This window comes from Streptomyces sp. CO7 (genome assembly GCF_053474865.1).
Genome location: NZ_JBRIOU010000009.1, coordinates 186,695 through 197,849, shown reverse-complemented (window position 1 = coordinate 197,849; position 11,155 = coordinate 186,695). Strand labels below are relative to the sequence as shown.

The 11,155-nt window shown below is 72.7% G+C and carries 11 protein-coding genes; 6 read left to right on the top strand and 5 right to left on the bottom strand.

Translation table 11 applies throughout. The features are described from left to right. The 4 genes from ACOV8S_RS27475 to ACOV8S_RS27460 all read left to right on the top strand — a co-directional run. The coding region (locus tag ACOV8S_RS27475; RefSeq protein WP_448321124.1) for a hypothetical protein at positions 1-293 on the top strand (293 nt) is incomplete at its 5' end. A 22-nt stretch (positions 294-315) separates the two neighbouring features. Further along, positions 316-2,055, top strand: coding sequence for a sodium/solute symporter (locus ACOV8S_RS27470; protein WP_448321122.1), 1,740 nt, complete (start codon positions 316-318; stop codon positions 2,053-2,055). Then, positions 2,052-3,290: a sensor histidine kinase gene (locus ACOV8S_RS27465; protein ID WP_448321121.1), complete on the top strand. Its 1,239-nt coding sequence runs from the start codon at positions 2,052-2,054 to the stop codon at positions 3,288-3,290. Before ACOV8S_RS27470 ends, ACOV8S_RS27465 begins: the two co-directional genes overlap by 4 nt. 51 nt (positions 3,291-3,341) lie before the next feature. Beyond that, a complete protein-coding gene (locus tag ACOV8S_RS27460; RefSeq protein WP_351114088.1) occupies positions 3,342-3,524 on the top strand; it encodes a hypothetical protein in 183 nt (60 codons plus the stop codon). Between the two features lie 40 nt (positions 3,525-3,564). Here ACOV8S_RS27460 and ACOV8S_RS27455 read toward each other — a convergent pair whose 3' ends face one another. The 4 genes from ACOV8S_RS27455 to ACOV8S_RS27440 all read right to left on the bottom strand — a co-directional run bounded on the left by ACOV8S_RS27455 (position 3,565) and on the right by ACOV8S_RS27440 (position 7,925). Further along, a complete protein-coding gene (locus ACOV8S_RS27455) occupies positions 3,565-4,521 on the bottom strand; it encodes a cytochrome c oxidase assembly protein (protein ID WP_448321119.1) in 957 nt (318 codons plus the stop codon). Positions 4,522-4,669: 148 nt separating this feature from the next. Beyond that, entirely contained in the window at positions 4,670-5,695 is a 1,026-nt protein-coding gene (locus ACOV8S_RS27450; protein ID WP_448321118.1) for a 6-phosphofructokinase, read from the bottom strand. Positions 5,696-5,907: 212 nt separating this feature from the next. Continuing rightward, complete coding sequence (locus ACOV8S_RS27445; protein WP_351114047.1) at positions 5,908-6,636, bottom strand: type 1 glutamine amidotransferase; 729 nt, start codon at positions 6,634-6,636, stop codon at positions 5,908-5,910. A gap of 47 nt (positions 6,637-6,683) precedes the next feature. Then, positions 6,684-7,925 (bottom strand): MurT ligase domain-containing protein, encoded by a 1,242-nt coding sequence (locus ACOV8S_RS27440; protein WP_448321116.1) that lies wholly within the window; start codon positions 7,923-7,925, stop codon positions 6,684-6,686. Between the two features lie 183 nt (positions 7,926-8,108). Here ACOV8S_RS27440 and def point away from each other — a divergent pair, with 183 nt between their 5' ends. Then, entirely contained in the window at positions 8,109-8,645 is a 537-nt protein-coding gene (gene def / locus ACOV8S_RS27435; RefSeq protein WP_448321114.1) for a peptide deformylase, read from the top strand. A gap of 365 nt (positions 8,646-9,010) precedes the next feature. Here def and ACOV8S_RS27430 read toward each other — a convergent pair whose 3' ends face one another. Further along, the gene (locus ACOV8S_RS27430; protein WP_448321112.1) at positions 9,011-9,661 is read right to left on the bottom strand and encodes a TetR family transcriptional regulator; all 651 of its coding nucleotides are present in this window, start codon (positions 9,659-9,661) and stop codon (positions 9,011-9,013) included. A gap of 236 nt (positions 9,662-9,897) precedes the next feature. Here ACOV8S_RS27430 and ACOV8S_RS27425 point away from each other — a divergent pair, with 236 nt between their 5' ends. Further along, positions 9,898-11,127, top strand: a complete 1,230-nt coding sequence (locus tag ACOV8S_RS27425; RefSeq protein ID WP_448321110.1) for an acyl-CoA dehydrogenase family protein — start codon at positions 9,898-9,900, stop codon at positions 11,125-11,127. Positions 11,128-11,155: the final 28 nt, after the last annotated feature.

The following is an 11,155-nucleotide window of genomic DNA, read 5'->3' as shown; positions in this document are numbered from 1 at the left end:
CCTACCGCCCCCGCACCGAGATCCACGAGCAGACCACCCTCGGCCACACCTACGTCCGCTCCCTGATGCGCACCCAGCTGCGCTCCGCGCTGACCGTCTTCGCCGTGCTGGTCGCCCTCGTCCTGCCGCTGCCGCTGGTCTTCGCGGCCGTGCCGCACGGCAGCGCCCTGGAATGGGCGGTCCTCGGCTTCTGCCTCTACCCGCCGCTGGTGCTGCTCGCCCGGTGGCAGGTGCGCCGCGCCGAACGCCACGAGCGGGACTTCGTGCGGCTCGTCGAGGACCAGGACCGCTGACGGAGAACCCTGTGATGCCCCGATGAACGAAAGCTACGCGGTGGCCGCCGTCGCCCTGGTGGTGGTCGCCACCGCCCTGGTCGGCGCCTTCGGCCTGCGGGTCTCGCGCACCACCTCCGACTTCTACGTGGCCTCCCGCACCGTGGGCCCACGCCTCAACGCGGCCGCCATCAGCGGCGAGTACCTGTCCGCCGCCTCCTTCCTGGGCATCGCCGGACTCGTCCTCGTCCAGGGACCCGACATGCTCTGGTACCCCGTCGGCTACACGGCCGGGTACCTCCTGCTGCTGCTCTTCGTCGCCGCCCCGCTGCGCCGCTCGGGTGCCTACACCCTCCCCGACTTCGCCGAGGCCCGGCTGGGCTCGCCCGCGGTGCGCAAGCTCGCCAGCGGCTTCGTCGTCGGCATCGGCTGGCTCTACCTGATGCCGCAGCTCCAGGGCGCCGGGCTCACCCTGAAGGTCCTCACCGGCGCACCCGGGCAGCTGGGCTCGGTGATCGTCGCCGTGGTGGTGGTCGCCAACGTGGCGGCCGGCGGGATGCGCTCCATCACCTTCGTCCAGGCCTTCCAGTACTGGCTGAAGCTGACCGCCCTGCTCGTCCCGGTGCTCTTCCTGGTGCTCGCCTGGCAGGGCGACGGCGCACCGACCCGGGCGTTCGACGAACCCGCCGCCTTCCGCGAGCACCGCACCGTGCGCGTCCAGGACACCGTCGACATCCGCCTCGCCGAGCCGCTCACCGTCACCGTCGACGGCCGCGTCGACGGCCGCCCGCACGACGGCGAACGGGTCGCCCTGCCCGCCGGCCCGCACACCGTCGAGGCCGGCACCCGGCTCGGCTTCCCCGCCGGGGCCGCCGTGCCGGTCGCCCGGGGAGCAGGGGCCGGCGGGGACACCGCCCTCGCCGACAGCGGCGGCCCCGCCGGACAGGAACGCCCGCTGTACGCCACCTACGGGCTGATCATCGCCACCTTCCTGGGCACCATGGGCCTGCCGCACGTCGTGGTCCGCTTCTACACCAGCCCCAACGGGGTGGCCGCCCGCCGCACCACCGTCGCCGTGCTCGGCCTGATCGGCGCGTTCTACCTGCTGCCCCCGCTCTACGGGGCGCTCGCCCGGATGTACGCCCCCGAACTCGTCCTCACCGGCAACACCGACGCCGCGGTGCTGCTCCTGCCGGACCGCATGATCGGCGGGGTCGGCGGCGACCTGCTGGGCGCGCTGATCGCCGGCGGGGCGTTCGCGGCGTTCCTGTCCACCGCCTCCGGGCTCACCGTCGCGCTCGCCGGGGTCATCGCCCAGGACGCGCTGCCCTCCCGCGGCATCCGCCACTTCCGGATGGGCGCGGTGACGGCCATGGCGGTGCCGCTCGCGGCGAGCGTGCTGGCCGGGCGGCTGCCGATCGCCGACGCGGTCGGCCTCGCCTTCGCCGTCTCCGCGTCCTCCTTCTGCCCGCTGCTGATCCTCGGCATCTGGTGGCACCGGCTCACCCCGCCCGGCGCCGCCGCCGGGATGCTGGTCGGCGGGGGCTCCGCGCTCGCCGCCGTCTCCGTCACCCTGGTCGGCCACCACCCCACGGCCGGCGTCCCCGACGCCCTGCTCGCCTGGCCCGCCCTGTGGACGGTCCCGCTGGCCTTCCTGACCATGATCGCCGTCTCGCTGGCCACCCCCGGCCGGATACCGCCCGACACCGGCGCCGTCCTCGCCCGCTTCCACCTGCCCGAGGAGATCGGCGGCGGACCCGTCCGGAAGGAGAACGCGGTATGAGCGCCCTCGGAGCCTTCCTCGCCGGCGTCTGCGCGGCCCTGCTGCCGCTGGGCGCCGCCGGCTTCTGGCTGGGCCGCCGCACCGCCCGGCGCTCCGGCCGCTCGGCCTCGCTGGCCGGCCTTGGCACCCCCGTCGAGCACGCCACCTTCGAGACCCTGCACACCGCCTCGCTGGCCGCCCCGCCGCTGCGCGCCGGACTCACCGAGGAGACCGCCCGCCGCGCCGCCCGCCGGCTGCGCTCGCTGCTGGGCACCGACGCGCTCTGCCTCACCGACCTCGACCGGGTCCTGGTCTGGGACGGCATCGGCGCCCACCACCGCGCCGAGATCATGGAACGCCTGGCCGGCCCCCTGGAGAGCGGCCGCGGCGAGGCGTTCCGGCTCGGCTGCGCCACCCCCGACTGCCCGCTGCGCTGGGCGGTCGTCGCCCCGCTCACCGTCGACGACCGGGTGCACGGGGCGCTGGTCGCCTGCGCGCCCGGGGAGTCCGCGGTGCTGGTGCGGGCCGCGGGGGAGGTCGCCCGCTGGGTCTCCGTCCAGCTGGAACTCGCCGACCTCGACCGGTCGCGCACCCGGCTGATCGAGGCGGAGATCAGGGCGCTGCGGGCCCAGATCTCGCCGCACTTCATCTTCAACTCGCTCGCCGTGATCGCCTCCTTCGTCCGCACCGACCCGGAGCGCGCCAGGGAGCTGCTGCTGGAGTTCGCGGACTTCACCCGCTACTCGTTCCGGCGGCACGGCGACTTCACCACCCTCGCCGACGAGCTGCACGCCATCGACCACTACCTGGCGCTGGTCCGCGCCCGGTTCGGCGACCGGCTGACGGTGACGCTGCAGATCGCGCCCGAGGTGCTGCCGGTGACGCTGCCGTTCCTGTGCCTGCAGCCGCTGGTGGAGAACGCCGTCAAGCACGGCCTCGAGGGCCGCGGCGACCGGTGCGGGATCGGCATCACGGCCCGGGACGAGGGCGCGGAGGCCGTCGTGGTGATCGAGGACGACGGCGTCGGCATGGACCCCGAGCTGCTGCGGCGGATCCTCGCCGGGGACGCCGGGCCCACCGGGGGCATCGGCCTGTCCAACGTGGACGACCGGCTGCGGCAGGTCTACGGCGACGAGTACGGGCTGGTCATCGAGACGGCCGAGGGCGCCGGCATGAAGGTCACCGTGCGGCTGCCGAAGTACCAGCCGGGCGTGCACCCGGCCGGTCCGGGAACCGGTGGCCTCCGGCGAGGGTGAGAAGGGGGGCCCGCGGGGCACCATGGAGGTAGCGGACCTGAGGAGGTCGCGATGCCCTCGATGCACGGCTCCGGCATACCCGGAAGCGCCAAGACCATGGGAGCGCTCACCATGGGCGGTCTCGTCGTGGTGACGGCCTACTCGGTGGCCCTCGGAAGCAACGGCTGGCTGTGGTTCGGCTGGGTGGTGCTCGGGGCCCTGTTCCTGGCCCTGCTGGCGACACGCGACACCTGACAGGCGGGGTGCCGACGGGCCCCGAGCTCCTCGGCCGCTCTCAGCCCTGGCGGGCCGACCCCGCCCGCAGGGAGGCCAGGTAGGCGTTGTACGCCTCGAGCTCCGCGTCGCCGTCGCGGTCCGCGGCGCGGTCCTTGCGGCGGGCCTGCCGCTGCTCGGAGCCGTACCACTGGAAGAGCAGCGCGATCAGCACCAGCACCGACGGGATCTCGCTGAACGCCCAGGCGATGCCGCCCGCCGCGTTCAGGTCCTCCATCGGGTCGATGCCCAGCGAGGCCGGCGGGTGGGCGAACGCGCCGATCATCGGCGTGGACGCCATCATCAGCGCGATGCCGAAGAAGGCGTGGAAGGGCATGCCGGCGAAGAGCTCCAGCATCCGCAGCAGGTGCCCCGGGCGGTGCGGGCCCGGGTCGACGCCCATGATCGGCCAGAAGAACACCACGCCCACCGCGAAGAAGTGCACCATCATCGCGACGTGCCCCACGTAGGAGCCCATCAGCGTGTCCACCAGCGGCGTGAAGTACAGCGCGTAGAGGCTGGCGATGAACATCGGGATGGTGAACAGCGGATGCGTGACGACCCGCATGTACCGGCTGTGCAGCAGCTTCAGCAGCAGCTCACGAGGGCCCAGCGTGCCGCGCGCCGCCACCGGCAGGGCGCGCAGCGCCAGCGTGACCGGGGCGCCCAGCAGGATCATGATCGGGGAGAGCATGCTCAGCACCATGTGCTGCACCATGTGCACGCTGAACATGACCATGCCGTAGTCGTTCAGCCCGGTGCACATCACCAGCACCACGCTCAGGACGCCGGCGACGAACGACACCGTCCGGCCGACCGGCCACCGGTCGCCCCGGCGCGTCATCCGGACCACGCCCCAGCCGTAGAGCAGCAGCCCGAGCAGGCAGGCGACGAGGAAGAAGGCGTCCGGCGACCAGGCGAGCCCCCGGCCGAGCGTGAACGGGGGCAGATCCATGGCGCCGTGACCGCTGTGGTCCATCCGCCGGCTCCTGTTTCGTGGGGGTTGTGCAAATCTGTCCGCACCAGACTAGAACCGCCCCCGGCCGTGCCGGCGGCCGGGGGCGGTTCACCTGCGAGTCATCGAGGGTCGCAGGTGTGCGGGGGTGACTCGGGTCACCGGGTGCGGGTCACAGGACGGTGGGAGCCTCGGCGTAGCGCTCCTCCGGGACCGTCTTGAGCGAGGCGACGGCCTCGGCCAGCGGGACGGTGACGATGTCGGTGCCGCGCAGCGCGGTCATCCGGCCGAACTCGCCGCGGTGCACGGCCTCCACCGCGTGCCAGCCGAAACGGGTCGCGAGGACCCGGTCGTAGGCGGTCGGGGTGCCGCCGCGCTGCACGTGGCCGAGGATGACCGGACGGGCCTCCTTGCCGAGGCGGTGCTCCAGCTCCACCGCCAGCAGGTTGGCGATGCCGGCGAACCGCTCGTGGCCGAAGACGTCCTTGCTGCCCTCCGCGAAGTCCATGGTGCCCGGGGCGGGCTTGGCGCCCTCGGCCACCACGACTATCGCGAACCGCTTGCCGGCCTCGAAGCGCGCGCCGACCCGCTCGGTCAGCTCCTTGATGTCGAAGGGCCGCTCGGGCACCACGATCGCGTGGGCGCCGGCCGCCATGCCGGAGTGCAGGGCGATCCAGCCGGTGTGGCGGCCCATCACCTCGACGATCAGGACCCGCTGGTGGGACTCGGCGGTGGTCTTCAGCCGGTCCAGCGCGTCGGTGGCCACGCCCACGGCGGTGTCGAAGCCGAAGGTGACGTCGGTGACGGCGATGTCGTTGTCGATGGTCTTCGGGACGCCCACGATGGGCAGACCGTTGTCGGACAGCAGGCGGGCGGCCTTCAGGGTGCCCTCGCCGCCGATCGGGATGACGGCGTCGAGACCGAGGTCCCGCAGGTGGCCCTTGGCCCGCTCCACGCCGTCCCGGAGGTCCTCGGGGCGGACGCGGGAGGAGCCGAGGATGGTGCCGCCGCGGGCCAGGATGCCGCTGACGTCGTCGAGGTCGAGCTTGACGTGATCGCCGTCCAGCAGACCGCGCCAGCCGTCGAGGAAACCGATCACCTCGTCGCCGTGGGCGTCGACGGCGCGGTGGACGACGGAGCGGATGACGGCGTTGAGGCCGGGGCAGTCGCCGCCGGAGGTGAGCACACCAATGCGCATGGCGCGAAAGACCTTCTCGATGGGGGACGGCACCGGACCGCTTCGTCCGGCTTGATGCCGCCACCCTACCGGCGTGAAGGCCCCCGGCCGAACCCGGCGTCCGACAGCCGGACACCCCCGCTCACCTGTGCGGATGCCCCGTCAAACGGGCTCTTCGCAGGTGGGATCGGGGGTGTCGGGGGAGGTGCTCGCGCAGCCGTGCCAGCGGGCCGTCAGGCCGGCTGCGTGGCTGCCGCGATGCGCTCCTGACGCAGCGCCTCGTACCACCGGTCGTCGACCGGCGGGAGGGCGTTGACGTCGAGGGCGAGCTTCAGCAGGTGGTCCGCGATGTGGGGGTTGCGGGCCAGCACGGGGCCGTGCATGTAGGTGCCGAAGACGGTCTCGTTGTACGCGCCCTCGGTGCCGTCGCCGGTCCCGTTGCCGTTGCCGATGCGGACCCGGGCGAGCGGCTTGGCGCCCTGGCCGACGTGCGTCACGCCCTGGTGGTTCTCGAAGCCGGTCAGCGGGGGCAGACCCAGCCGCGGGTCGATGTCCGCGAGGACGTCGCCCACGCAGCGGACGCCCTCGCCGCGCACCGAGACCACGTCGAGCAGGCCCAGGCCCGGCTCGCGCTGGCCGAGGTCGTTGATGAACTCGTGGCCCAGGATCTGGTAGCCGGCGCAGACCGAGAAGACGATCGCGCCGTTGCCCACCGCGCGCTCCAGGCCGCCGTCGCGGCGCAGACGCTCCGCGGCGAGGCGCTGCGGGCGGTCCTCACCGCCGCCGATCAGGTAGATGTCGCCGGAGGTCGGCACCGGCTGGTCGCTGCGCACGTCGATCCGGGCCACGTCCAGACCGCGCTGGCGGGCCCGGCGCTCGACGACGAGGGCGTTGCCCTGGTCGCCGTAGGTGCTGAGCAGATCCGGGTAGATCCACACCAGCCGGAGTTGGCTGTCACTCATGAGTCGGTCCTCGAACTGTGAGTCGCTGGTCAGTCGCTGGAGGTGGTTCAGTTGCCGACGCGGCGGCGCAGATCCTGGAAGGCGGTGTAGTTGGCGATGACCTCGATCCGCCCCGGCGGGGCCAGGCGGACCGCCTCGTCGAGGTTCTGGCACACCTGGAAGTTCTGGTTGGCGACCTCCAGGCGCACCGCCAGGTCCAGCTTGCGGTCGCCGAGCACGAAGATCGGGTGACCGTTGAGCCGGCTGTAGTCGACGTCCCACAGCCAGGAGGTGTCGGTGCCGTCGGCGGACCGGGCGTTCACCGACAGGATGACCGGGGTCGGCGGCGGGTCGATCAGCGAGAACGTCTCCAGCCAGCCCGCGGGGTTCTTGGCGAGCAGCAGGCGCAGGTCGCGCCCCTGGAACTGGACGGTGTCGTACCGGCCGGCCACCGCCTGCACGTGCGACATGCGCTCCAGCGCCACGTGCGGGGGCACGCCGAAGACGGCGGCGACCGCGGCGGAGGAGGCGGCGTTGGCGCGGTTGGCGCGGCCCGGCAGCTGGAGGTGGATCGGCCAGGCGCTGCCGTGCGGGTCCAGCACCTGGTCGCCGGAGAGCGCCCAGCTCGGCGTCGGACGGCGGAAGCCGCACTCACCGCAGAACCAGTCGTCGCCCGGACGCTGCAGCACACCGCCGCAGGACGGGCAGGACCAGGCGTCGTCCTTCCACATCTGGCCGGCCGCGACCCAGATCACGTTCGGCGAGGAGGAGGCCGCCCAGACCACCAGCGGGTCGTCGGCGTTGGCCACGACCACGGCCTTGGTGCCGGTGAGGCCCTCGCGCCAGTGCTCGGCCAGCATGCGGGTCTCCGCGGCGCGGTCCAGCTGGTCGCGGGAGAGGTTGAGCAGCGCGACGCACTTGGGGTCGGTCTCGCGGGCGACGGTGATCAGGTACTTCTCGTCGACCTCGATGACGCCGAACCGGGCCTCGTCGTCACGGTCGGCCAGGGCCGAGGTGATGCCGGCGGGCATGTTGGCGCCCAGCGCGTTGGAGACCACCGGGCCGGCCGCGCGCAGTGCCTCGGCGATCAGACGGGTGGTGGTGGTCTTGCCGTTGGTCGCCGAGACCAGGGTGACGTCCAGACCATGCGCCAGCCGGGCCAGGAGCTCGGGGTCCAGCTTCAGCGCGACCCGGCCGCCGATCACCGAGCCGCTGCCGCGTCCTGCCGCCCGCGAGACGGCCGCGGCGGTCTTGCCCGCCGTCACGGCCAGCTTGGCCCGCGGCGAGAGCGGGTCCGAGGTGCCTGCCATCAGTTCTCGATCCTCCTTGCGTACGCGCCGCGCGTGAGTCCCGGCAGCGTGTGGTGGCCTCAGCCTACCGAGATCCGTTCACCCGGCCGAATATCGGAATCGCACCGTGACCGGCGGTGACGGGGGGAGGACGGAGGGGCACGCGGGACCGGGACGCCCTGCCCCGACCGTACCCTGACCGGCATGCGACACGGTTCGATCCCCGGCGCCCACGGGCGCGTGCGACCCCTCACCCTGCACGGGGACCCCGTGCTGCACAGCCCTTGCCGGGAGGTGACGGAATTCGGTCCGGACCTCGAACGGCTGGTCGAGGACATGTTCGCCACCATGTACGCGGCGGAGGGTGTGGGCCTCGCGGCGAACCAGGTGGGGGAGGGGCTGCGGGTCTTCGTCTACGACTGTCCGGACGACGAGGATGTCCGCCATCTCGGTCATCTGGTGAATCCGCGGCTGGTGGAGGCCGACGGGGTGACGGTGCGTGGGCCGGAGGGGTGTCTGTCCCTGCCGGGTCTCGAGGCCGGGACGCCGCGGTTCGACCGGGCGGTGGTGCGGGGGTTCTCCGTCACCGGTGAGCCGGTGGAGGTCGTCGGCACGGGATTCTTCGCGCGGTGCCTGCAGCACGAGTGCGACCACCTCGACGGGCTGGTCTACGCCGACCGCCTGACCGGCTTCCGCCGCCGCCGTCTCCTCCGCAGGGCGGCGCGGGCGGTCGGGGGGTGACCCTTCTCGGCGGCTCCTTACCGCGCGGCCGGCCGGCGGCACCCGGCTCCCCTGCGGCGGCTCTGCCTGCCGTTGCTGCGGGCGGCTGGGCCGCCCAGGGGGCGATGGGGGTCCTCCCCCAGACTTCGTCCGGGAGTACCCCCACCTGCTCGAGCGAAGCCGGGAGCTTGGGGGTGGGGGTACCCCCTGGACGAAGTCCTTGGGGGAGGCGAGCGCAGGCCCGAGCCTCCGCGGCGAACGGCTCGCCCCGCCCCGCGCAAGCCGACGGTGCGCACGTCCTGGGTGTACAGCGGGGGCGGGGTCCAGCTCGGACCGGGGCCGCTCCGGTCGAGGTAGCGGCCGGTGAGGGGACGGGCCCGGCGAGGTCAGAACGCGGGGCCGTCCGCACGGTCGCCCGCGTCGGCGAGGCGGCCCCACAGCAGGTCGGCCAGGCTGCGGACCAGTTCCTCGCGGGGGCAGGGCCGCTCACCCAGCCACCAGTCGCCGGCCGCGTGCATCATGCCGACGATCCCGTGACCCCAGGCCCGCGACAACTGCCGCCCGCTGGGACCGAGGTCCACCCGCTCCTCGATGACCTGCGCGAGCTCCTCACCCATCCGCCGCAGCAGCGGCGCCGAGTGGCGGCCCACGTCGAACCCCGGCTCGCCGGAGGAGCCCCCGTCCGAGGGGTGCATCAGGAACCGGTACACCTGCGGCCGCGCCTCGATGGCCGCCAGGTAGGTGTCGAGCGTGCGCTCCACCCGCTCCCGCCTCTGCTCGGCGGGCGCGTCCAGCGCCGCCCGGAGCGAGGACAGCAACGCGTCGGTGTGCCGCTGGGCGAGAGCGGCGTAGAGTCCGCCCTTGTCGCCGAAGTGGCGGTAGAGGATCGGCTTGGTGATCCCGGCCTCGGCCGCGATCGCGTTCATGGAGGCGCCCGGTCCGTCCCGGAGCACCACCCGGTCCGCGGCTTCCAGCAGTTCGCGGCGGCGCCGCTCGGTGGACCTCTGCTGCGGGGTCCCCTGCTGCGTCGTCTCCATGGTCGGTGCTCTCCCCACCCGTGCGTATTCGGTGATGCCTGCGCAAAGTAACACTGATCGGTCGCCGGTGGTCCCCGGGCCCGGAACTCGTGGCGATGCCCACTTCCGCAGGTCGGGGTCGTTCCGGGCGGAAACAGACGGTTGACTTTCCTACCGGCCGGTAACAGACTTCCGTTACCGCAAGTAACAGCTACCGATGTACGACCGGAGTCACGACCGGCAGCGCTGGAGGGGTCATGGCCGAGTTCACCATGGAACTCAACGACGAGCAGAAGGAGGTCCGGGACTGGCTCCACGGGTTCGCCGCCGATGTGATGCGCCCCGCGGCCGCCGAGTGGGACGAGCGCGAGGAGACCCCCTGGCCCATCATCCAGGAAGCGGCCAAGCTCGGCATCTATTCCCTGGACTTCTACGCCAACCAGTACTTCGACCAGACCGGTCTCGGCCTCCCCATGGCCACCGAGGAGCTCTTCTGGGGCGACGCGGGCATCGCCCTGTCGATCATGGGCACCGGTCTCGCCGCCGTAGGTGTTCTGGCCAACGGCACCAACGAGCAGATCGGCACCTGGATTCCCCAGATGTACGGCACCCCGGACGACGTGAAGGTGGCCGCCTTCTGCTCCTCCGAGCCCGACGCCGGCTCCGACGTGTCCGCCATGCGTACCCGCGCCGTCTACGACGAGGCCAAGGACGAGTGGGTGATCAACGGCACCAAGACCTGGGCGACCAACGGCGGCATCGCCAACGTCCACGTCGTGGTCGCCGTCGTCGACCCCGAGCTCGGCTCCAAGGGCCACGCCTCCTTCATCATCCCGCCGAACACCGAAGGCCTCTCCCAGGGCCAGAAGTTCCAGAAGCACGGCATCCGCGCCTCGCACACCGCCGAGGTCGTTCTCGACAACGTGCGCGTCCCCGGCTCCTGCCTGCTCGGCGGCAAGGAGAAGCTGGACGAGCGCCTGGCCCGCTCCCGCGAGAAGGCGAAGAACGCTGGCGGCGAGCGCGTGAAGAACGCCGCCATGGCCACCTTCGAGGCCTCCCGCCCGGTGGTCGGCGCCATGGCCGTCGGCACCGCCCGCGCCGCCTACGACTACGCGCTGGAGTACGCCAAGAGCCGCGTCCAGTTCGGCCGCCCGATCATCGACAACCAGGGCGTGGCCTTCCAGCTGGCCGACATGCGCACCAGCATCGACGCCGCGCGCCTGCTGGTGTGGCGCGCCTCCTGGATGGCGGTCAACGGCAAGCCCTTCAACGGCGCCGAGGGCTCCCAGTCCAAGCTCTTCGCCAGCGAGACGGCCAAGAAGGTCACCGCCCAGGCGGTCCAGATCCTCGGCGGCAACGGCTTCACCCGCGAGTACCCGGTGGAGCGCATGCACCGCGACGCCGCCATCTACACGATCTTCGAAGGAACCAGCGAGATCCAGCGCCTTGTCATCGCCCGCACCATCTCGGGCGTCCACATCCGCTAGGGATCCTCGTAGTGGGGCAGGCCGAAGC

Bases quoted from the DNA above. Each gene is read 5' to 3' on its own strand.
- ACOV8S_RS27470 (WP_448321122.1), top strand. From the start codon at position 316: ATGAACGAAAGCTACGCGGTGGCCGCCGTCGCCCTGGTGGTGGTCGCC.
- ACOV8S_RS27465 (WP_448321121.1), top strand. From the start codon at position 2,052: ATGAGCGCCCTCGGAGCCTTCCTCGCCGGCGTCTGCGCGGCCCTGCTG.
- ACOV8S_RS27460 (WP_351114088.1), top strand. From the start codon at position 3,342: ATGCCCTCGATGCACGGCTCCGGCATACCCGGAAGCGCCAAGACCATG.
- ACOV8S_RS27455 (WP_448321119.1), bottom strand. From the start codon at position 4,521: ATGGACCACAGCGGTCACGGCGCCATGGATCTGCCCCCGTTCACGCTC.
- ACOV8S_RS27450 (WP_448321118.1), bottom strand. From the start codon at position 5,695: ATGCGCATTGGTGTGCTCACCTCCGGCGGCGACTGCCCCGGCCTCAAC.
- ACOV8S_RS27445 (WP_351114047.1), bottom strand. From the start codon at position 6,636: ATGAGTGACAGCCAACTCCGGCTGGTGTGGATCTACCCGGATCTGCTC.
- ACOV8S_RS27440 (WP_448321116.1), bottom strand. From the start codon at position 7,925: ATGGCAGGCACCTCGGACCCGCTCTCGCCGCGGGCCAAGCTGGCCGTG.
- def (WP_448321114.1), top strand. From the start codon at position 8,109: ATGCGACACGGTTCGATCCCCGGCGCCCACGGGCGCGTGCGACCCCTC.
- ACOV8S_RS27430 (WP_448321112.1), bottom strand. From the start codon at position 9,661: ATGGAGACGACGCAGCAGGGGACCCCGCAGCAGAGGTCCACCGAGCGG.
- ACOV8S_RS27425 (WP_448321110.1), top strand. From the start codon at position 9,898: ATGGCCGAGTTCACCATGGAACTCAACGACGAGCAGAAGGAGGTCCGG.